The 20,817-nt window shown below is 40.2% G+C and carries 19 protein-coding genes; 3 read left to right on the forward strand and 16 right to left on the reverse strand.

What is annotated here, in order from left to right:
• Nucleotides 1-136: 136 nt before the first annotated feature.
• The 3 genes from FL972_RS19580 to FL972_RS10185 all read right to left on the reverse strand — a co-directional run bounded on the left by FL972_RS19580 (nucleotide 137) and on the right by FL972_RS10185 (nucleotide 1,863).
• Complete coding sequence (locus FL972_RS19580; RefSeq protein ID WP_144605288.1) at nucleotides 137-346, reverse strand: GDCCVxC domain-containing (seleno)protein; 210 nt, start codon at nucleotides 344-346, stop codon at nucleotides 137-139.
• Entirely contained in the window at nucleotides 343-948 is a 606-nt protein-coding gene (gene merTP / locus FL972_RS10180; protein WP_144605289.1) for a mercuric transport protein MerTP, read from the reverse strand. The genes FL972_RS19580 and merTP overlap by 4 nt, the downstream gene beginning before the upstream one ends.
• Nucleotides 949-1,056: 108 nt before the next feature.
• Nucleotides 1,057-1,863, reverse strand: coding sequence for a metallophosphoesterase family protein (locus tag FL972_RS10185; protein ID WP_250161334.1), 807 nt, complete (start codon nucleotides 1,861-1,863; stop codon nucleotides 1,057-1,059).
• A gap of 229 nt (nucleotides 1,864-2,092) precedes the next feature.
• On the opposite strand from FL972_RS10185, the gene FL972_RS10190 reads away from it, so the two are divergent.
• Nucleotides 2,093-2,968: a hypothetical protein gene (locus FL972_RS10190; RefSeq protein ID WP_144605290.1), complete on the forward strand. Its 876-nt coding sequence runs from the start codon at nucleotides 2,093-2,095 to the stop codon at nucleotides 2,966-2,968.
• 70 nt (nucleotides 2,969-3,038) lie between these two features.
• Nucleotides 3,039-4,034: a fasciclin domain-containing protein gene (locus FL972_RS10195; protein ID WP_144605291.1), complete on the forward strand. Its 996-nt coding sequence runs from the start codon at nucleotides 3,039-3,041 to the stop codon at nucleotides 4,032-4,034.
• Between the two features lie 138 nt (nucleotides 4,035-4,172).
• Here FL972_RS10195 and FL972_RS10200 read toward each other — a convergent pair whose 3' ends face one another.
• Genes FL972_RS10200 through FL972_RS10215 form a run of 4 tightly spaced genes read right to left on the reverse strand, consistent with a single transcriptional unit; the run spans nucleotide 4,173 to nucleotide 8,424 of the window.
• Nucleotides 4,173-5,375, reverse strand: coding sequence for a serine hydrolase domain-containing protein (locus FL972_RS10200; protein ID WP_144605292.1), 1,203 nt, complete (start codon nucleotides 5,373-5,375; stop codon nucleotides 4,173-4,175).
• A gap of 21 nt (nucleotides 5,376-5,396) precedes the next feature.
• Complete coding sequence (locus tag FL972_RS10205; protein WP_144605293.1) at nucleotides 5,397-6,086, reverse strand: ABC transporter ATP-binding protein; 690 nt, start codon at nucleotides 6,084-6,086, stop codon at nucleotides 5,397-5,399.
• The gene (locus FL972_RS10210) at nucleotides 6,083-7,339 is read right to left on the reverse strand and encodes an ABC transporter permease (RefSeq protein ID WP_144605294.1); all 1,257 of its coding nucleotides are present in this window, start codon (nucleotides 7,337-7,339) and stop codon (nucleotides 6,083-6,085) included. Before FL972_RS10210 ends, FL972_RS10205 begins: the two co-directional genes overlap by 4 nt.
• Entirely contained in the window at nucleotides 7,336-8,424 is a 1,089-nt protein-coding gene (locus FL972_RS10215; RefSeq protein ID WP_144605295.1) for an efflux RND transporter periplasmic adaptor subunit, read from the reverse strand. Before FL972_RS10215 ends, FL972_RS10210 begins: the two co-directional genes overlap by 4 nt.
• Before the next feature lie 133 nt (nucleotides 8,425-8,557).
• Here FL972_RS10215 and FL972_RS10220 point away from each other — a divergent pair, with 133 nt between their 5' ends.
• The gene (locus FL972_RS10220) at nucleotides 8,558-9,445 is read left to right on the forward strand and encodes an alpha/beta hydrolase (protein ID WP_144605296.1); all 888 of its coding nucleotides are present in this window, start codon (nucleotides 8,558-8,560) and stop codon (nucleotides 9,443-9,445) included.
• Here FL972_RS10220 and FL972_RS10225 read toward each other — a convergent pair.
• The 9 genes from FL972_RS10225 to FL972_RS10265 all read right to left on the reverse strand — a co-directional run bounded on the left by FL972_RS10225 (nucleotide 9,397) and on the right by FL972_RS10265 (nucleotide 20,785).
• Nucleotides 9,397-9,813 (reverse strand): type II toxin-antitoxin system VapC family toxin, encoded by a 417-nt coding sequence (locus tag FL972_RS10225; RefSeq protein ID WP_144605297.1) that lies wholly within the window; start codon nucleotides 9,811-9,813, stop codon nucleotides 9,397-9,399. The genes FL972_RS10220 and FL972_RS10225 overlap by 49 nt on opposite strands.
• Nucleotides 9,797-10,063 carry a DUF6364 family protein gene (locus FL972_RS10230; protein WP_144605298.1) on the reverse strand — a complete coding sequence of 89 codons (267 nt, stop codon included), beginning with the start codon at nucleotides 10,061-10,063 and terminating at the stop codon, nucleotides 9,797-9,799. Before FL972_RS10230 ends, FL972_RS10225 begins: the two co-directional genes overlap by 17 nt.
• Nucleotides 10,064-10,126: 63 nt before the next feature.
• On the reverse strand, nucleotides 10,127-12,646 hold the full coding sequence (priA, locus tag FL972_RS10235; protein WP_144605299.1) for a replication restart helicase PriA: 2,520 nt from the start codon (nucleotides 12,644-12,646) through the stop codon (nucleotides 10,127-10,129).
• Nucleotides 12,647-12,650: 4 nt separating this feature from the next.
• On the reverse strand, nucleotides 12,651-14,675 hold the full coding sequence (locus FL972_RS10240; protein ID WP_144605300.1) for a thioredoxin domain-containing protein: 2,025 nt from the start codon (nucleotides 14,673-14,675) through the stop codon (nucleotides 12,651-12,653).
• 203 nt (nucleotides 14,676-14,878) lie between these two features.
• Nucleotides 14,879-15,787: a GSCFA domain-containing protein gene (locus FL972_RS10245; protein ID WP_222116023.1), complete on the reverse strand. Its 909-nt coding sequence runs from the start codon at nucleotides 15,785-15,787 to the stop codon at nucleotides 14,879-14,881.
• 475 nt (nucleotides 15,788-16,262) lie between these two features.
• Nucleotides 16,263-16,976 (reverse strand): DUF1835 domain-containing protein, encoded by a 714-nt coding sequence (locus FL972_RS10250; RefSeq protein ID WP_144605302.1) that lies wholly within the window; start codon nucleotides 16,974-16,976, stop codon nucleotides 16,263-16,265.
• A complete protein-coding gene (locus FL972_RS10255; RefSeq protein WP_144605303.1) occupies nucleotides 16,973-17,398 on the reverse strand; it encodes a DUF1801 domain-containing protein in 426 nt (141 codons plus the stop codon). The genes FL972_RS10250 and FL972_RS10255 overlap by 4 nt, the downstream gene beginning before the upstream one ends.
• Before the next feature lie 2 nt (nucleotides 17,399-17,400).
• Nucleotides 17,401-19,476, reverse strand: a complete 2,076-nt coding sequence (locus FL972_RS10260; protein ID WP_144605304.1) for a S9 family peptidase — start codon at nucleotides 19,474-19,476, stop codon at nucleotides 17,401-17,403.
• Between the two features lies 1 nt (nucleotide 19,477).
• The gene (locus FL972_RS10265) at nucleotides 19,478-20,785 is read right to left on the reverse strand and encodes a D-alanyl-D-alanine carboxypeptidase (protein ID WP_144605305.1); all 1,308 of its coding nucleotides are present in this window, start codon (nucleotides 20,783-20,785) and stop codon (nucleotides 19,478-19,480) included.
• Between the last annotated feature and the right edge of the window lie 32 nt (nucleotides 20,786-20,817).

Raw genomic sequence — 20,817 nt, forward strand, 5'->3', positions numbered from 1 at the left:
AAAAAATAGCCAGGGGTTTTAACCCCTGGATCAAGTGACGATAACTACCCCAGCGCTGGCCCTATTTTTATTTTTGGAAATGAGCCTTGGTGCCAGCAAGACGGGTAATGGTCATTTAACTCTCCAATAGATTCTATTAGCCACAACAATTTTTATTCTTTTGAATAGGAGGACATTTGACAGTCCCATAGCTACAATAAACGCAACAATCTCCAGGTTTAGGCTTCAATACAGTATGGCAATTCTCACATTCATAGAAAAACTGACAGGAATCTGTGGGCATAGTTTCTTCTTTTTGATGTCCACAATGAGGACAGGTGAGGGTAGATTCAAGAGTTATACTCATGGCTTTGTCGACTTTAAACTTGCTTTATAACCTGTAGAAAGTATAGCTTTTTCAATTTCAGAAACTTCTGTTTGGTTTGGGTCAAATTGAATCACCGTATTACTTTGGCTGTAAGAAGTATTGATTTGAATAATTCCCGGAAGCTGCTTAACCTTTACATCCACATGTTGCTCACAACCAGAACAGGTCATCCCATCCACTGAAAATTCTATCATTTGAAGATTTTTCTGATCCGTAAATAGCTGATTGCTCTGATTATTCTCAGGATAGAACCGATCTGCGAATAGAGGGAATGCCAATAAAAAACATGCTATAATGGTAACGAGGCTTAAGAATTTTTTGCCTTGGAGAAAATCGATTGGCCCCTCTTCCTCACAATCGCAATCTATCGGCTGATTGGGCTTAAGTTTTTGAAACCATGCAAAACCAAGAACACCCAGTGTGATAAAAACAAAGAAGGGTCGCAGGGGATCTAACCAACTGAATGAAGAAGCGAAACTACCAGTACCTGCGATAAGCGCTAGCAATGGAGTAATGCAACAAAGTGAGGCTGAAAATGCAGTTAAAATACTAACCTTTAAGATTGTTTTCTCTGATTTCATTTTGGGGGGTAATAAATGACTAAGGGAGTGAAGTTAAGATCTTTTTAACACAATAAAGAAGTCAAAATGAATAATGAAAAGTTCAGGATTCCATTCGATTTACCTTTTTCATAGATTATGCCCATTCAAGATCATCCCTTCTTTCACTGTTTTTAGATAGGTAATGACTTTTCCATCCTCCCCAACCTCTACCACACGGTAGCTAGGAAATGGGTTTCCCCATGAACCTCCAAAATGCCCGGACCATAAAAAAGGCTTTTTATTATAAAGCATTTGTCCATCTACATCGTGATCGTGCCCATGAAAAGTAGCTTTCACATTTGGATAACTGGTAACTAGATCTAAAAATGGCTTGCAGTCAATTCCATGTCTTGTCCAATCATTTTGAGATATATGGACAAATACAAACACATTGGCTAGTTCTTGATATTTTTCCAGATGGATTCTCAAAAAGTCTAAATCAGCGCATAGGTATTCTCCCTTTTCATTGGAGCAATCCAATAAAATAAATCCATACTCTCCTTTCATTTCGAATGAAAAATTGCTTGGCTGCCCCATCACTTCCAGAAAGGTATCGGCGCTAACCCGGTCGTGATTTCCACGAGTTACATAATGAGGCACTTGAAGTTGATTAAACACCTTCTTTACCTCCGGTAGCCATTTGGGATCATCATGTATTAAATCGCCGTTGAACAAAACAATGTCTACTTCTTGCTCCCTGTGAATGGCCTCAATTAAGTTTTGGTGAGATTGCTTAAAATCAGTTTCTGCTTGTCCAAAATGTCCGTCTGATGCAGTGATAAATTTCAATCGGGTCTTTTTCGGGAAGTCCATTTTCCCATAAAGCATAAAAGGCATGGTCATAAGAGAAGTGCCAAACAGGCTGATTTTTTGAAGAAAAGGTCGTCTTAGCATTCCCTGAATTTATGGATTTCTATCCAATCTTGATATTCCATCTAAATTTTTATCACTCACTCAATCCAGCTTTCAACTCCGCCTCGTAAGTGTGTTCAGGTGTTGATAAAGACCTAAAATCAAATAATCAGCTTTTAGCAATTTTAATGAGGTGATTATTAAAGTTTTTAGTTCGAATGAGACTCTGAAAAATTTTAGCTCAAAACAAATACTATTTAATTACTGAATTATGAGAATTCCATTACTTACCAGTTTGATGTTGTTGGTCTCAGGTTTTGCCCTGGCCCAAAGTCCCGTTAGTGGGTTTATGAAGAAAAAAGGTGAAGGTTCTGTTGTATTGACCCAGTTTAGGGAATCATACGATAGAGTCTTTTTGGTTCCTACCGAAGTAGATGGGGTACCGGTTTTTAATGAAGTGACTATTTCAAGTACTTCACTTTATGGAGAATATGGTATTTCTGATCGTTTCAATGTGATCGTTAATCTACCATATATTAAGAGTGAGGGAAACGCTTCCGCAGCTGTTTTGCAGAATAACGGATTTGAAAATGAGAGATCCGGTATCCAGGACATCAAAATCTATGGTAAGTACAGCTTCTTGTCAAAAGCAGTTGGGACAAACCAGCTAGACATTTTAGGGTCTGTGGGTATTGAGACTCCACTGGGGAATTATTCTGCAGACGAAGGACTTCAATCCATTATTGCAATCGGAAACGAGTCTACCAGATTCACGGGTTTCGGTATTGCTCAATTTATGACTGACTTTGGCTTATTTGCTACAGGACAATTGGGGTATAGCTTGAGAAGCAATCAGGTGCCAAATGCTCTGCTAAGTGAGTTCAAACTAGGTTATGCAGGTTCAGCTTTTTACTTGGATGCCTTCGTATCCAGTCAGCTTTCCAGCAAAGATGGAGTGGATATTTTGGGTGAAGGATTTACAGGTTTCTTCCCTGCTACAAGAGTGAATTTCACAAGAATCGGACTTAACGGTTATGTGCCTGTTGCCAAATTTGCAGGGATCGTAGGAGGTGTTAACTCTTATATCGCCGGTAGAAATATTGGTAAATCTACAGGTTACTATGCTGGTTTAGCATTTTCTTTTTAATCAACTCATCCTTCAAACCAGATCTTGACAAAAGTCATCCGATCCAGTTAAAATTCAATCAAATACTGACATGAAAAATATTATAAATATAAAATCCACATTGATTGCACTTTTTGCAGTCATCACGTTCACAGCTTGTGAATCAGTTTCATCCTATGAAGATGAAAGCCCATCTATCGCATTTGTGGCAGTAGCCAATGCTGATTTCAGCGTATTGGAAGCTGCAGCAGTTAGAGGGGGAGTAGCCGGTGTTTTGAGTAATTCAAATCCAAATGACCCTTCAGGAGCTTATACCGTTTTCGCACCTACCAATACTGCTTTTGCAAGATTGGGGTTGAATGAGGAGACACTTGGAGTATTGCAGGTTCCATTTTTGACAAATACGCTTTTGTATCACGTATCCAATGGTAATTTACTGTCTTCCAATATCACTGCAGGTGGAATGTCTGCATCTGCTTTGGGTCCACAAAGAAGATTTATCCAAAGAGGTAGTGACTTGTATATCAATGGTTCCAAGATCCTTGCAACTGACGTAGATGCAAGCAATGGTACAGTCCATGTAATCGACAAAGTAATGATTGCCACTGGTGTAGATATCGTACAGTCTGCCATCGCACTTCAGTCTGCCAATGTGTTTATCAACCCTGAATTAAGTTTCTTGGTGGAAGCAGTAGTGTACGCTGGTCTTGCGGAAGCGTTAACAGCTAGTCCAGGTAGTCCTAAGTTTACTGTCTTTGCTCCAACTGATCAGGCTTTTAAAGACTTGGGATCTGCTTTGGGATTGACATTCAATCAGCCTTCAGATATCAGACAATTGCCTGCTGAAGTCGTAGGTCAGGTATTATTGAACCACGTTTTTGTAGGAGAAAAATTTACAAGTGAGTTGAGTGCAGGAAATGTAAGTCCATTGGGTGGAGATCCATTGACTTTAGGTGCTTTCACTGAAGGAACACTAACGGTAAGAGGTGTAGGAAACAATACCCCTGCAAACATGGTGATTCCTGATGTACAGACTACCAATGGAATTGTACACGTAATTGATAGAGTTCTATTGCCTAATTTGTAATAGTTGTTTTGAATTGAAAAAGCCGGTCTGATGTATTTCAGATCGGCTTTTTTTTTGAATTTAAAATCCTACCACCAGGCCTTGGAATTACTCCTGACGAGTGTCTTTCATTCCGGGGAGTGGGAAAATGCCCTTTAGTTACTGAACAATAGCCTGATAGACCATTTGACGCATCTTGTTACTGTAGTAGTTGGTGTATTGATTGTTTTGAGTCATCAGAAAGGAGACCATATTTTCCTTGGGATCAATAAAGAAGTAGGTGCAATAAGCACCACTCCAGAAATATTGTCCTTCTGATCCTAAGAGGTCTGCATCGGCTAAATCGACCATTATACCAAATCCCAAACCAAATCCATATCCCGGATCATAGGGTAGTCCCTCGATGTGATTTTGAGTCATCAGTTCAATAGTCTTGGGGCTTAGATATTGTTTGCCATTCCATTCACCACCATTCAATAACATTCTGGCAAAAATGGAATAGTCTTGAGCAGTGGAGAATAGTCCGTGGGTTCCTCCAAAGACTTTGTTTCCTTGAGTAGGAGTCTGATTGGGCATTTTAATTAATTTCCCCTCCTTGGAATAGCCATGAAGTGCCACCATTCTCTTAGATTGTTCCTCTGTTAGATTATAGCCCGTATCCTTCATTCCCAGCGGATCAAATAACCTTGTTTGCAAGAATTGGTCAAAACTCATCCCGGAAAAAACTTCCACCAAACGGGCAGCAATATCCGGAGATGCAGAATAATGCCACTGTTGACCGGGCTGTCCAAGTAAAGGGATACTTGCCAGGCTTTTAACTCGGGATTCGATAGATTCATGCTTCTGCATATAAAGTGCTTCTCGGACAGCCTCTTCCTGTTTGGAGTTGCCCAGACCGTGCGTAAATCCAGCAGTGTGACTTAAGATTTGGGAAATAGTAATTTTTTGCTTTGCGGGTGCGGTAAGCCCATCTTTTCCATCTTTGGGGTTGACGAGAACCCTCAGGTTTTGGAATTCAGGAAGGTAATTTTCAACAGGATCTGTTAGGAAAAACTTGCCTTCCTCGTAGAGCATCATCAGTGCCACTGTTGCAATGGGCTTAGTCATGGATTGGATGAAAAAAATCTGATCGGTTTGCATGGGTTCCTGAGCTTTTATATCGCTCATGCCAAAGGCTTTTTCATAAGCCTTTTCTCCATCTTTGTATATCAACACTACAGCACCGGGGATTTTACCTGAAGAAATCTCTGCCTCTAAGAATGCATCGTAACGCTTGAGCCGCTCCTGTGACAATTGACTTTGCGCCAAAAGGGCGGAAGTGCTGAAAGTGATTAAAAGAAGAAAAAGTCCTAATTTTTTCATAGTGATTTGGTGTTTGTGATTTTATGATTTGATAATTCTCCCGTCCTCCATTTCTATAATCCGGTGCGTACCTGCTGCAAATTCCGGATCATGGGTAACGATCAACATGGTCTGATTAAACTCTTCGGCAAGTTCTTTAAACTTGTTGAATACAATATCGGAATTTTTCTTGTCTAAATTACCCGTAGGCTCGTCTCCCATGATTAGTAAGGGATCATTAATAAGTGCCCGGGCTATGGCTACCCGCTGCTTTTGTCCGCCGGATAGCTGATTAGCTTTTTTGAGGGCATGATCTTGCATGTCGAAGATTTTTAGCTTTTCCATAGCCCGGTACTCCAGTTCTTCTCTTGAAAATTTCCCTAATTTCAATGCAGGGATCATGACATTTTCCAAGGTTGAAAATTCATTTAATAAGTAGTGAAACTGAAAGACAAAGCCTATTTTTTCGTTTCGTATGCGAGCCAAATAATCATGCGGCTTACCGCTAATCGGCTCTTGATCCAGGTGAAGCTTGCCCTGGTAGTCTGTGTCCATGGTAGAAAGGATGTAGAGCAAGGTAGATTTTCCACAGCCCGATTTGCCGACCACCGAGACGAATTCTCCTCTATTGACTGTAAATGAGACTTTTTTAAGTACCTGAATCTTGGTAGGGTTGTAGAAGTATTTATCGATTTCCACTGCCTGAAGTACCGGTTTGCCTTGTTTGCTCATTTTCCTCTGATTATATCTACCGGGTCAACACCACTTGCTTTTCTGGCCGGAAAAAAGCCCGCCAGATAAGTGGTGATCAAACTGAAATAACCCCCGATCAGGTAATACTTTGGGTTATAATCTACCGGAAATGTTTTAATAGTGGGTAAAGCATCTGTTTCAAAGGGTACTTGATCTATTCCAAGACATGCTAAAAAGCCTAAAATCAATCCAACAGCACCGCCAATCAATCCTATACTAAGCGCAATAGTGATAAAAATCCGATTGACATCAGTGCTATTGAACCCGATAGCTTTCAAAATAGCAATGGTATCCAATTTTTCGTAAATCATCATGTTGAGGATATTGTATATCCCAAAACCTGACACCACCAATAAAGTGATTCCCACTGCATAGGAAATCAAAGTTCTGATCTGTGTCCCTGTTTCAAACTGTGCATTGACAGTCTGAATGTCATCAGCGTCAATGCCAAAAATTTGCTCCATTTCTTTAGCCATATCAGGGGCCAAGTCCAGATCTTTTAGCTTCACTTGAATATCTGTTACGTAGGAAGGTGATTCGCCCAGCATTTTTTGTACTGTGGTGAGAGAAGCAAAGCTGTTACTGTTATCGAAATCTCCCAGTCCAGATTGATAATAGCCCACTACCTTCAGTTGGATTCTGTTCCCTTGTGCTGTGGTTACTTGAATCACATCCCCAACATCTGCCAACATCCGGTCTGCAGCCCCTTTTCCCAAAATAATGGTATTGGTCTGAGCCAATGCTGCATAGTCTCCAGAGGTAATGTAATCGGTAAAGGAAAATAGCTGAGCTTCTTTTTCTACATCAATCCCATTTACAATTCCTGTGAGGTCAATTGTGCCAACATTGAAGAATACCTGGGAAGAAATTTTTGGACTTACTCCCAATACTCGCTGGTCAGCCTGAAGGGTTTGAATGATTTTTTCTGCATCATGAATGGCCAACCTGCTTGTACTGGGCTTGATGGATCGGATGATATTGAGCGATTCAGAAAACTCCAGCGTTTGGTCTATGGGCTGATTGGGATTAGGCTTGATCTCATTATAAAATCGGATATGGGGTGTTCTATTCAGTACCAATCCATCCAGCATGGTGTTCAGCCCATTCATAAATCCTAATAAGGCTACAAACATGGTGATACTAAACATCACACCGACAGCTGCTATCCCTGTTTGCTTGATTCTGGCAAACATCAAGGCTTTCGAAAGCTCTATGATCAGGGACCACTTCATGGCTTGATCAGTTGAGTTTCTTTATCAATACCTTCTAATACCTGGGCGAATTGAAAGTTTCTTATGCCAATTTTCACCGGTATGGTATCTCCATCAGATTTGATGATCCATTCATCATTAATCAGGAAGTTTCGGGGTATGACTAGGGAGTTTTCGGCTGTGGCTGTAATAATATTTGCTTCCAAACTCAAGTTCGGATAGAGAACTTGAGGTTCTTTGGTAAAAGTGGCTTCAACCGTAAAGCTTTTGGACTTGCTATCCATCAAGGGAAATATCCTACTTACTTTTCCCTCAAAAGTATTTCCCTTGTAACTATCCATGGTTACTATCACTTGCTGCCCAACCACTATTTTGGAAATATCATATTCATCAATCTGTAGCTCCATCAGGAAGTTATCTTCACTTCCCAGAATGGCCACTGGGGTTTGAGGATTTACCATTTCCCCTTTTTCTTTGGGAAGGGCATAAACCTTGCCTTTGATCCTGCTTTTCAAAACAAATTCACTTTCCAAAGCTCTACTGATTGCCAGGCTTTTTGATGCGCTTTTGGAATTGAACTCTATTTCTCTTTTCAGGTCCTCGTATCGGATAAGAGCTGATTCGTATGCGGTTTGGGAATTTTCATAGCTTAATCGTCTCTGCTCTAAATCCACTGCAGTTCCGATATTTTTATCCCATAGATTTTTCTGTCTAGAATAGAGTATGGAGTCATTTTGCATTTTACTCTTTGCTAAATCTATGGTGAGCTGGAGATCTCTCAGTTTGGATTGATTTTGTTGGTAGTCTGCAAAAGCCTGAGCCAGTTCAGCATTTTCTCTGTTTAGCCTTTCTCTTTCATTATAAATGGCAAGAATAGGAGCGCCTTCCTCGACTAAATCACCTTCTTTTACAAAAATTTCCTGAATCGGCCCTGTATTATTGGCAAAAGCCTCATATTGGTTCACTGCCTTAATCAAGCCGGAAGCATAGACCGATTCTGTGATTGATGTAATCTCAGGATAGGTAGATTCCTGATCAGAGGGAAAGCAGGAATAAATACTTAGGCAAATTGCTAGGAAAAGAAATACACGAAGGATAAATTTCATCCGTTAGGTCTTTGATTCGTTTCAAATTAAGGAAAGTAGTCCAGCTTTTTTCATGATAAAAGTCACCCGGTCCATAAATTTTATAAAAACATTGAGTTTGAAGCTCAGTTAATTAGATCGAATGATTATTCCAATGCAAAAAATATACAGCCTTTTTATTCTTGCCTTAATTCTGCAATCCTGTGCTTTTCAGCCAATCCGGAGAAGTAAAAATATTACTTACATCTCGGATCAAAATGAGTCGGAACTACCGGCTAAGGATCTTAATGTTTTTGCTCCCAGAAAAGGAGAGGGCTTACCTGTTTTAATTTTCATTCATGGAGGAAGCTGGAATAAGGGGAAGAAAGAGATTTATGACTTTTTGGGTAGTAGATTAGCCAGGAGAAAAGTGGTGACAGTCATTATCGATTACCCTTTGGCCCCTGATTATCAAGTTCCTGCTATGGAAAAAGCAAGCGCTTTAGCAGTTAAGTGGGTTTTTGAAAATATTTCCAAATACGGAGGAGATCCTGATCAGATTTATATTTCCGGGCATTCTGCAGGAGGTCATTTAGCTGCTTTGGTTGCGATCAAGGAGGAGGCATTTCAGAAATTGGGGCTAGAAAATCCTCTTAAAGGAGCGATTTTGAATGATCCGGCAGGCTTAGATTGGTTTTGGTTTTTGAGCGAAATGAAAGGAAGACCCAATGGGACTGAAAATTATGATGCCTTTACAGATGATCCTGAAGTTTGGAAAGCATATTCTCCCATTTATTATTTGGAAGGAAGTGAAATACCTATCCTGATTTTGGAAGGAGAAGAAACATATCCGGGTATTCGGCTGACCGTGGAGCGGTTTCGTAGAGCTGCCGAGCAAAAAGGGATTAATTTAACTTATTCCTTTTACCCAAAAACCAAGCATATTCCCATGATTACTCAGTTTTTTTGGACTTGGAGTAAGGGGTATGAGGATGTGTTGGACTTTATCAACTCTCAATCAAGTCTTCGGACGAGTTCCTCCGGAGTAAGCACAGGTAAATAGGTGTTAGATAGCCTCAAAAAATGTCTGTCAGATGTGACTATAGCATCGATTTGATTTGAAAATGAGATTTGATAAAAAATAGCATCTTCGATATCTTTAGAATCCATCCGAAGTGCATTAAGTATATCTTTTTCGTCTCCATCCAAAAAATGAAACATAGGAACAATAATGGTTAATATTTCTCTGGTTTTGTTATAATCAAGGTACTTAAGAAGGAAGTAGGAAACTGTTTGAATTAACCCAGTTGTTACATAGCCTTTGATTTTTCCGCTTTCTAAAGCAAAAGAAATTTTGTTAAAATTTTCGGGATTTTTTGTCCTTTTTATGGCTATGTCCAAAACCACATTCACATCAAAAAAGATCTTCATACCCTAATTTTTTAGCCTTAGCCTTGTAGTATTCTTCTTTGTAATCGAAATCTTCGGGGAAATCGAATTTAGGTAATGACTGCATATACTCCACCAGAGACATTCCTTTGGGCAATCCGGTTTTGCGACTAATGAGTTTTTCAAAATGCTCTTCCACTAGGCTGGAAATGCTTTTCTCCTCTTTGTCTGCATACCGCTTGATTTTATCAAGCAGCTCTGCATCAATGGTAATATTTAGGCGCTTTTTCATTTGATGCGTATTAATATTTAAATATACGCATTATTTAACTATTCGTTCCATAAGAAGCTGGTTTTAAGATGGATCTACATCTACAATCCATCTTACTGAGCGAAATTCCGGTCTGGACTGTAAGTCTTCCAGTATTTCAGCCAGCCTTTCTTTGAAGCTTGTTTGGGTGGAGCCAGACCGGTCAAGCTTAATTAAACTTTCAAATTGGAATTGATTTTTGATGCGACCAATTAGGGCTTTTTCTGGGCCTAAAACGATTTTCTTTACAGGAATCTGTGCCATTTCCCGATGAAGTGCATTGGCAGCTTTTTCGGTAGTTTTAAAATCAGCATGCCTGGTGGTAATTTTAACCAACTTGACATAGGGTGGATAGTAAAACTTTTTCCTTTCCATCATTTCCTGACGGAAAAATTCATAATAATCTCCCTTGATTACCTTCTCAAAAATATCATTATCGGGATTTCGGGTTTGAATAATTACCTCTCCCTGAGTAGCTCTTCTTCCCGCTCGCCCTGCAACTTGGGTGATTTGCTGATAAGCTCTTTCTCCAGCTCTGAAATCGGGGAAGTTTAAAATCCTATCTCCATCCCATATGCCGACTACGGTGACTCTTCCAAAGTCCAGTCCTTTTGTGATCATTTGGGTCCCTACTAAAATATCGATCTGACCAGCCCCGAATTCCTCCAACAATCGCTGATACCCATATTTATTCCGGGTTGTATCCAAGTCCATCCGGCCCATTCTTGCTTCCGGGAAAAGCATGCTTAAAGATTCTTCTATCCGCTCTGTGCCCATTCCCATGGTGGAAAGTTGGGTACTGCCACAAGCAGGGCAGGAGCTGGGAACTTTCTCCTTATAACCGCAATAATGACAGCGCATTTCTTCCGCAAATTGGTGGTAAGTTAAGCTCACATCACATTGTACACATTGACCTGTCCAGCCACAATCTTCACACTGAATGTAGGGTGAATATCCTCGCCTATTCTGGAAAATCAGCACTTGTTCATTTTTGCTGAGGGCATCCTGGATTTTTTCTCGCATCAAGCGGGTTGAATCCAATTTTAGGAGATTCTTTTTCCGGTCTGCACTCAGATTGGCGAGATGATATTGCGGGAGTTGGGCTTCTCCATAGCGCTGGTGTAGCTGCACATAGCCATATTTTTCCTGAAGTGCATTGAAATAAGATTCAAAAGAAGGGGTGGCAGAACCCAACAGCGTTTTGGCTTGATGAAAATAAGCGAGCATAATGGCGGAATCCCTTGCCTGAAATCTGGGTGCAGGATCAAATTGCTTGAAACTAGATTCGTGCTCCTCATCGACAATGATTAAGCCCAGGGAATCGAAGGGGAGAAAAATGGAGGAACGAACCCCCACTACAAATGAGAACCGGCCTGAAAGAACCCCATTCCAAACTTCCACCCGTTCATTATCAGAGTATTTGGAATGGTAGACTCCCATCTTGGACCCAAAAACCTGCTGCAATCTGCTAACTATTTGTGTGGTAAGCGCGATTTCAGGAAGCAGCATGAGAACCTGCGAACCACTTTCCAAAACTTCCTGAATCAGTCTGATATAAATTTCGGTTTTACCGCTTCCGGTAATCCCATGGAGTAAGACGCATTGCTTCTCCTCAAAGTGTTTGTGGATTTCTCCAACGGCTAGCTCCTGTGAATCCGAAAGTTTGGCCGGTTCTTTTTCAGGCTCCATTTCTTCAATGCGGTTGACTACCACTTTGAAACTTTCAAAAACACCATTTTTGATCAGGGTTTTCAAAGAGCTTTCGGAATCCCCCTCTTCCAACAAGGTAGCCTTATCAACTCCCTTTTCATTGAGTTTGATGTTTTTGAAAACAGGAACATCCCTAAGGTATTTTAGTAGAATGGACTCTTGTTTGGCTTTTCCTGCCAATCCATCAAAAACTGCTTCCAATGCATTTTTATCAGAGGCGATTTCTGCTTTGATCCGGACTCTAGTTTCAATTTTTGGGCTATATTTTTCCTGTACTTTTTCAAAAATCAATACTGCCTCTTTGGCAACCAAACTCTTCAATATGGGGTGTATAGTCTTGACGCCAAGAATTTTTTCACAGTCTTCATAGCTCAATTCTGCTTGATTTTCCAAGGCGTCCAGGATTTTATCTTCCCTTTCATCCATAGGATAGGCAGCATTTTCCCGGTCAAAATTTGGGTTCGCCTGAACCTTAGACTCTGAGGATAGACGCAAGCCTGAAGGCAATGCCGCATGCATTACTTCACCGATATGGCAGCAATAATAGCTGGCCATCCAAACCCAAAATCTGATTTGAAGTGGATTTACGGATGGTTGATCATCCAATACTTCCAAAATAGGCTTGGCATCATATGCTTGAGGAGGCTTATTATGAACTTTGCCAATGATTCCAGTCAGGATCTTTTTTCGGCCAAATTGAACAATTACCCGGGCGCCAATCTGAATTTCAGAAGCCAGATTTTTTGGAATTTTATAAGTGAACATCCTTGGAATGGGCACAGGAAGTATGATATCCGCGAAATTTTTCCCGGATTCCATCATCATATTATCTTCTTCTCCAAAAAGGCTTTGCACTGAATCAGGCTAGATAGGGTAGTTGTGAAATAGTTTCTTCTATGCTTGAGACCGGTTTTTGACAAGTATGGTCAAAGCAGACATAAATTAAGGCATTTCCATCCGAATCAGGCTTTTTGTCGGAAAGAATAGGGGCAGTTTCTGTCATGTTTTCTGACCAAGCTATAACTGCATTAGGTTGATAGCTTCGCTGAATCTCTAAGGCTTTCTCTTGAGCACCTTGACCAACAACCCCGATTTCAGCCGTGGGAACGAGCGACTCTAATAAAAAAGAGGCCCAATTACAGAGAAATCCGGGTTCTTTTAAAATTAAGCTTTTCATTCCTCCCAGCATTTTAGAAGCGACTTCACCGTATTTCTCTTCATAAGTAAATATCGAAAGTCTGTGTAGGTTTCGGGCCATGACAGAATTGGAGGCAGGAATGACATTGTCAAAGAGTTCTTTTTTGTCTGCAATAAGCTTTTCTGCTTTGGGATTGTTGAAAAAGAAGAACCCGTCGCTTTTATCGTAAAAAGCCTCTAGACAATAATCGCTTAATTTTTGTGCAAACTCCAAATAGGTCAATTTTCCACTGGCTTCAAAAGCCATCATATTAGCTTTGATCACCTGAGCGTAGTCTTCCAAAAATGCGGGGGTGTAGTAATGACCGTTTTTGTAAGATCTATAGAGCAAATCTTTTTGGTAGAGCTTTTCTTTGATGAAATCTAAATTATTCAATGCAAGCTGCAAGTAATGATGATTGCCAGTGGCATGATAGGCTTGGAGTAAGCCTGAACTCATCAAAGCATTCCATCCGGATAGAATTTTATCATCTTTGCCTGGAAAAATCCTTTGATTTCGGACCTCAAGCAGGCTCTTTTTAATTTGTTTGATTTTCTTTTTTATTTCCTCTTCGCTCATACCAAATTCTGAAGCAATTTGGGAATAGCTGTCTGTTTGGAATAAGATGTTTACCCCATCTTCCCAATTTCCATTGGGTTTGAGATTGTATAATTTTTTGAGCCAGGGCAGTTCATCTCCAACCAACTCCTGTAATTCAGCATAGGTCCAGGTATAAAATTTCCCTTCTACTCCATCGCTATCTGCATCTTGTGCTGCATGAAAGCCACCTTCTTCCTGTAGCATTTCCGCTTCAAGCCAGGCGATGGTTTCTTCAACTTTTTCCAAGAAAAAATGATCACCGCTAACTTGGTATGCCTTGGCATAAAGTTCGACCAACTGCCCATTATCATAGAGCATCTTTTCGAAATGGGGAGCAAACCATTCTCCATCTACAGAATATCTGGCAAAACCACCTCTCAAATGATCATAAATACCACCCATGCCGATTTTCTTCAAAGTAAAAAACACTTTATCCTTCAACTCTTCATTTTTGGAAAGTAAGGCGTAATCAAGTGTGAAAAGCCAGATGGCTGGCATGGGAAATTTGGGAACACGATTCATTCCGCCCCATTCCATATCAAACTGAGAGTTGAGTTTTAAGCTTATTTCTGCCAAATCATCCGGATCAAAATCAAGTTCTCCTGCTGAAATCCCATATTTTTCTGTTTCTCGTCGGGCCAGACTTTTTCCAAAACCTTCTGCGCTTTCAGCCAATTGATCCTCGTGCTTTGCGAAAGCATCTGCGATATTAGCCAAAAGGCCCTTCCATTGGTGATTCTTGAAATAGGTTCCCCCGTAAAATGGTTTTTGGTTAGGCATCAAAAAAACATTCAATGGCCATCCTCCCTGTAATCCCATGGCCTGAACCGCATCCATATAGATATTATCCAAATCAGGTCGCTCTTCCCGGTCAATCTTGATGCATATAAAGTACTCATTCATCAAATCTGCTGTGACCTTATCTTCAAAGCTCTCTCTTTCCATTACATGACACCAATGGCATGCTGAGTAGCCTATAGAAACCAATATGGGCTTGTTCTCTTTCTTAGCTTTTTCCAGTGCTTCTTCTCCCCATGGATACCAGTCTACTGGATTATGAGCGTGCTGGAGAAGATAGGGACTTTGACTATGAATGAGTCGATTCATTGATTTGATAATTTATGGAGAACCCTTGAAGGATCAATTGAATTTGATTGAAATTTATCCGCTTTCCTGCGTCTAGGAAATTACTGCTTATCATCAGCTCAAAGGATCGGAATTTGGGTGCTTCGGTCTTCGGTCTTCGGTCTTCCCAAAGGTCAAGAAAAGAAAATTTGGCAATTGGCATCATTGAGGATAATCAGATTATATTAATGAAACCCTTGGAGCGTTTTTGAAACAGTTTCGATTTCATTGGAAAAATCAAATTCCTCGTTTAATCGTTCCAGTTTACTTTTTAAGTTCTGTAAGAATTTCTGATGCGAATTGCTTTCAGGATTAAGTGGACGATGAGCAAGTTCACGATTTACCTTTTGAATTTCCTGATAGGTAACCAGCGTTTCTTGGGTGAATTGACTTTTTATCCACTTTTCCCAGATATAGTTCTCGGCCTCTTCTGTGGGGTGGATTCTATCTTCTTTGTAAAATCTATAATCCCTTAACTCATCAATCATGATTTCATAGGAAGGAAAATAGGACACTGAATTGTACTTTCTTTCCAATTTCTCGCAAAGCACCCTCAAAAGGCTTTTACTTAGTTGATTTTCGGGAATTCCATCTTTGATGTGACGAACGGGGCTGACAGTTAAGATGATTTTAAGATTCGGGAATTCACTTGACATGTTATCCAAAACATGGGATAGGTCGAATACCATTTTGTCCAGCTCAGTGATTTTCTTTTCAAACAAATTTTGAGGTTGTTTATGGCAGTTGGCTACTTTCCCAAAATCCTGATGCTCATAAATCCAGGCAGTACCAAAAGTCAGGATTAAGTGGGACCCTTCTTTGAGATATTGATGGGTTTGTTCGATCTGGTGAGTCCATTTTGTTCTGAGCTCTTCTTTTGATTTCGCATTCAAATCTGAATGACAGGAATAATGGAAAAATAGATCTTCCCGTTGCAGAATCCCCCCTTCATCTAATTTGTTCTTGAATAAGGCATGATCTATCAATTCCGCCAAGATACTGGGGTGGAAAATGGTGCCAAAAGGGTTGACTAGCATATCAAACTTGGCTTCTTTCATCCGCCTTCCCATAGAATCAGCAAAGCAGGAGCCCATGCTTAAAATTTTAGACTGATAAGTGATAGGGGAAAGGCTTTCGGGAATCGAAAAATTAGTCATCCATTGCATTCTGTGAAATTAAGGAATTGGAGCTTTTTAAGCTGCTAATGGGCTACTAAATTTTCTATAATCCCATGTGAAACCCCTAGTCAATAGGAATAACATATACTATCCGGACTTTGAAAGGGTCAAATTTGTTTTGATGAGTTCAACTCCTTCAGAGTTGGGAAGGGGTGGATAATGCTGCATTATTTCCACCAGTTTCACTGGTGGCTATTGAGGAGTTCAACCACTTCGTGGTTATTTTCATGACCGAAGCGATTTGAGGTCTAACCAACCCTGAAAGGATTTAACCTTATAATAGTCACGGGCCTGCTTTTGCTAGTTGGCAGGTGTAATCCGTGGAATGAAAAATTTTACGGCTAGCAATTCCTGACCCTGAGGGGGTCAAACTTTAATTTTGCCTATTTCTTCAGCCTATTTTCTCCCAAATTCTCAATACCTGTAAATCACCTAAACCATAGTGAGGAGATATTTGGCAAAAGTGCCGAAAGGCATCCTGAAAAGTGGAGTCGGGGTGTTGTTGCTTGAATTTGACCAAAATTTTAGCTGGTAGATTTTGCATTTTGATCTCCTCTATTCCTTTGATTGCTTTGGATAAAAAGGAAAATCTACCTTCATATCCGGAAATTTCGTTTGTAAGCATTTCGAAGTTCCCTCCTTTGTAATGATCCCAAAGCTTTCTAAAAAGTAGTAAATCCGAATCTGTAAGCAACTGGGCATTTTGAAATTGATCCTGTAAATCCTTTTGATAAAGATTTGCAAAACTGTAAGGAGACTTCTCATCGGGAAGTACTAGATAGGATTTATGATTTTTTGCAGCTAATAAACTGACAGCCTTCCAGAAATTTACTTGACAGAAGCAATCTTCCTCAAACCAAAAATAAACCTCCGACTTATCCGGGATTTTGGTGATTTTCTCGATTTCGGCCTTGGAATAGGTGTCGTAGTTTAGATCTTGATATTCCTCTGAAATGAAGTTTTTTCTTGTTTTCCAAAATGCTTCATCAGAATCAGATTCAATCGGACCGTCAATTAAGCATTCTCTGAATATGATCTTTTCACCTATAATGTCCTTCGGAAACTGATCCTTCAATGCATCTCCATTGAGTATGTGGTAAATCATCTGGAAGGATATTTTTCCTTCATAAAATCGTAAGATTTTTTAATCAATTCTCGTAGAACGGATTCATTTATATCTGCCAACTTATTGATATATAAGCAGGAAACACTCATTTTATGCTTTCCCAATTTGGATAATAACTCATCAAAGTTATTCTCCATGCATCCGAGTAAATAAACTGAAATCGAAGCTTTTCTGGGAGAAAATCCAACAATTAGAAAGTCTCCCTCTCTTCCTGAATCATACTTATAATGATATTGACCAAAGCCTACTATAGATGGTCCCCACATAACTGCTTTTTCACCGGTCACTTCTTCCATCATCTTCTTTAAGGCAAAGGCGTCTTCCTTCTTTTTAGGAGATTCTACTGCCTCGATAAACTCGTCCACAGAGGCATCGGTTGCTTGGGTTTTATTTTCAGCCAAAATCAGTTCATTAAGTGTTTTTTCAAGAAATCTGCGGTTGATTTATCTACCCGAATCATGTTTCTCCATTTCATCCAATGATGTGTGTCTCCGGGTATCAAGATGGATTCGTAGGGCTTATTCAATTCTTCAAATCTTCGAATTAGATCTGTGGTTTGGCTCACGTTGACATTTCTGTCATCATCGGAATGAATAAAGAGCACAGGTGATGTCCAAGTGTCCAAATCTGCTATTGGGGAGGATTTCCATGCGATTTCCAAAGCTTTTTCATAGTCTGGAGCTACTTCATAACCATCCGGTAAATCATACCTTCCGTCCATGTCATGAACTCCATGGATGTCCACCCCAACCTTAAATAAATCCGAGTCTCTGGCCAAAGCCAAAGCAGTCAAAAATCCGCCGTAACTGCCCCCGTAAATCCCTATTTTATCCGAGTCAACTTGCGGTAAATCTGCCAAGAATTCTCCTCCAGCTTTTACATCCTGATATTCTACAGCTCCCTGATAGTATCCATAAGCAGGCCGGTGAAATTCATAGCCATAACCAATTCCCAATCTGAAATTGACTGAAAGGACAACAAAACCTAATTCTGCCAGATATTGGTTGAGTGAATAAGTATTAGAATAATAATCCATGTAGCTCCAGCCTAGAAGCATTTGCCTTTGCGGACCTCCATGAACAAATACTACTCCTGGCTTTTGAGGAGGCCCTCCGGCTTTTTCAAAAAGCTGTCCATAGACTATCGTGCCATCTGGAGCAGTAAAACTGACTTGTTTGGGCGTGATTAAGCTTGTTTGAGGAAAATCAGAGGGGATCAAATTTTCCTGTAAAACTCGTATTTCCGCTCCCTTTTTCAAGGTGACTAAATGAGGCCTTTGAGCGGTTGCAGAAAAATATGCCAGCGTATTCCCTTGTCCAATGGTAACCGGATAGGCCTCAATTCCAGTTCCTGTTGTTTCCCAATTAAGCTTTTTGCTGGAAAGATCAATAGAACCAATATGCCTTCTATCCATATCTTCTTTTTCAGGACCAGTATTAGCCGAAAAGACCAATTTCTTGTTGTCTGTGCTTAGTTTGATTTGTTCCACCATATAATCTCCCGGAGTCAGTAAGGTAGTGGTCCCCGAGTTGATGTCTAAGGAGTATAAGTGTTGCCACCCATCTTGGTAAGACTCGAAAATCAACTCATTTGTATTGGGAAAAGCAAAAAATGGATAGCGGTAGGACCCTCTCAATGTTTCGGGAGCCTTCCAAAGCATTTTCCCTTCGCCTGAACTCACATCTGCTATCCAAATTTCCCAAGGGACATGTCTTGGTTCCAAAAGAGAAAAGGCTGCTCCTTCACCACCCAATGTCTTTATAAAAGCTAGCTTATTTCCATCCGGAGACCATTTAGGCTGGGAATAGCGATGAAAAGAAGGGGCAATCCAATGTATGGGTGTTTGGGTGTTTTCGAATATACCTAAGAGCTGATGTCCACCCCGATTTACTGTAAATGCTATCTTTTTTCCATCAGGTGAAAATTCCAATGAATTAACAGAACCTTTGACTTCAAATAATTGGGTGGTTTTTTCTTTCCCGGATAAATCAGCTTTCCATACTTGGCCATTTTTCAAAAAAACTAATTGTTGTCCTGCACCCAAAAAGAAATCATCTCCTTCGGTTACCACTGCTGCGACCTTTGTTTGAAGGTTGATTTTCCAGATTTCTACCTTGGGAAGCTTAGGTAAATTTTGTGCATTGACAGTTGAGGATGCATTTCCTCCTCCATGGTCGCCTCCTCTTACAAAAACCAACCAATTTCCATCAGGAGTAAATCGAAGACTGCTGATTTCTTGCCCATCATCTTCATTGAAAGAAGTGAGTTTTGTGGGTTTGAAATCAGGGCCTTCAGCGAAATACACATTGCGTTTTCCTTGTTCGTTCATAGCCCAGGCGATCTTTTCACCGGAAGGTGAGGAAGTTAGTTCGGAGGGAAAGCTGAATTTTCCCACCTGTTCCATGCTAAAGTTTTGGGCTTTTGCCAGAAAACAAAAAGATAGAAATAGAATGAATAAAAGCGATGTGGTCTTCTTCATGTTAGTATTGGTCGTGGAGGCGATAAAGTATCTTTTGAAGTTCGGTTTTTAAATCGTTAGATGAAATGGTGTAATTGTTAAAAAGGCAGGAAAAGTGAAGGATTTTCCCACTTTTTGTGATCAAATACCCACTTAGGGCATTACTCATGCTGAGAGTTCCTGTTTTAGCATAGATGTAGGGCGCCTGCCCAGGATCGGAAGGATACCAGTTGCGGATTGTGCCTGACTCTCCTCCGGCAGGGAAGTAGGCTTTGATTTTTTCCAAAGGAACTTCAGCTCTGATTTTAGCCAAGAGTGCAATTATGGAACGGGGCGTAAACATATTTCGGGCTGAAAGACCGGAGCCATCGTACCATACCGGTTCATCCGGTAAGTCGCCTAATAAATTTTCCTTTGCATAAGCAATGGCATCCCGAGTACTTAGTTTATTGCTGAGTTGATCAGAAACCAACAGCAATAATTGCTCTGCCAGAAAATTATCCGAGATTTTCATCATCTGTGCATAAATGCTGTCTGCCGGCGTACTGAGTAATTTTTTTGGCTCTTCGGAAAAGTAGGCTTGATCTTTTATCAAAGTGATCTTTTTACCTAAAATATCGGAAAGCATCAGGGCCGTGAGCTCGGCAGAAGTCACAAAAGGGATGTCTCTTTCGAAACTTTTTTGTTCGGGCTTATCAGTAAATTGGTAGGAAAATAAGTTTTGATATCTATCTCTCTTGAAATTATACCCAGTCCAATTTTCTGTTTTTTGAGCGGAAAGAAAGGGCTTAAACCAAGTTGGATTGATTGTAAAATTAGGATCTCCGATTTCATATTTGAAGCGAAGGACATTTCCATAAATTGGGAAGGCTGAGCGCTCTGTGGCATAGTAAGCATTGTACCAATCCCAAGACCATCCTGGACCAAAAGCATCTACTTGTTCAAAATTATCTAGGAGATATAAATCCTTTTTACTGTTTTTTAAAAACTCAATCGCTTTCTCGTTTTTCAGATCGGGATGCAAAAGACTTGGATCACCGGTCCCCCAAAAAATTAAGGAGTCTCCTTTTTCCAGATAATTGAGGCCATTAATCAAGCTGTCACCCAAAACCGTGTAAGAGGTGTAAAAGGTGAAAAGTTTGGTATTGGAGGCAGGAATGAAATATTTGGCGGAATTGATATCTATCAAGGTTTTGTCCTTGATAGGGTCAACTACCATCATTCCCATATGCCCCTGATTGAAAACCTCAGATTTTTTAATGGAGCGGTTGATTTTCTGAACGGTACATGAACTACCGAGTAGCAGGATTGCGAAAAGAATTTTTTTCATTCTCTTAAAATAAAAAAAGTCTCCTGCATTTT

Source organism: Algoriphagus algorifonticola (genome assembly GCF_007655305.1).
Lineage (GTDB): Bacteria > Bacteroidota > Bacteroidia > Cytophagales > Cyclobacteriaceae > Algoriphagus > Algoriphagus algorifonticola.

Bases quoted from the DNA above. Each gene is read 5' to 3' on its own strand.
- FL972_RS10225 (WP_144605297.1), bottom strand. From the start codon at position 9,813: ATGAAGATCTTTTTTGATGTGAATGTGGTTTTGGACATAGCCATAAAA.
- FL972_RS10220 (WP_144605296.1), top strand. From the start codon at position 8,558: ATGCAAAAAATATACAGCCTTTTTATTCTTGCCTTAATTCTGCAATCC.
- FL972_RS10205 (WP_144605293.1), bottom strand. From the start codon at position 6,086: ATGAGCAAACAAGGCAAACCGGTACTTCAGGCAGTGGAAATCGATAAA.
- FL972_RS10195 (WP_144605291.1), top strand. From the start codon at position 3,039: ATGAAAAATATTATAAATATAAAATCCACATTGATTGCACTTTTTGCA.
- merTP (WP_144605289.1), bottom strand. From the start codon at position 948: ATGAAATCAGAGAAAACAATCTTAAAGGTTAGTATTTTAACTGCATTT.
- FL972_RS10240 (WP_144605300.1), bottom strand. From the start codon at position 14,675: ATGAATCGACTCATTCATAGTCAAAGTCCCTATCTTCTCCAGCACGCT.
- FL972_RS19580 (WP_144605288.1), bottom strand. From the start codon at position 346: ATGAGTATAACTCTTGAATCTACCCTCACCTGTCCTCATTGTGGACAT.
- FL972_RS10190 (WP_144605290.1), top strand. From the start codon at position 2,093: ATGAGAATTCCATTACTTACCAGTTTGATGTTGTTGGTCTCAGGTTTT.
- FL972_RS10200 (WP_144605292.1), bottom strand. From the start codon at position 5,375: ATGAAAAAATTAGGACTTTTTCTTCTTTTAATCACTTTCAGCACTTCC.
- FL972_RS10250 (WP_144605302.1), bottom strand. From the start codon at position 16,976: ATGATTTACCACATACTCAATGGAGATGCATTGAAGGATCAGTTTCCG.
- FL972_RS10210 (WP_144605294.1), bottom strand. From the start codon at position 7,339: ATGAAGTGGTCCCTGATCATAGAGCTTTCGAAAGCCTTGATGTTTGCC.
- FL972_RS10265 (WP_144605305.1), bottom strand. From the start codon at position 20,785: ATGAAAAAAATTCTTTTCGCAATCCTGCTACTCGGTAGTTCATGTACC.
- FL972_RS10215 (WP_144605295.1), bottom strand. From the start codon at position 8,424: ATGAAATTTATCCTTCGTGTATTTCTTTTCCTAGCAATTTGCCTAAGT.
- FL972_RS10230 (WP_144605298.1), bottom strand. From the start codon at position 10,063: ATGAAAAAGCGCCTAAATATTACCATTGATGCAGAGCTGCTTGATAAA.
- FL972_RS10245 (WP_222116023.1), bottom strand. From the start codon at position 15,787: ATGGGCTCCTGCTTTGCTGATTCTATGGGAAGGCGGATGAAAGAAGCC.
- FL972_RS10185 (WP_250161334.1), bottom strand. From the start codon at position 1,863: ATGCTAAGACGACCTTTTCTTCAAAAAATCAGCCTGTTTGGCACTTCT.
- FL972_RS10260 (WP_144605304.1), bottom strand. From the start codon at position 19,476: ATGAAGAAGACCACATCGCTTTTATTCATTCTATTTCTATCTTTTTGT.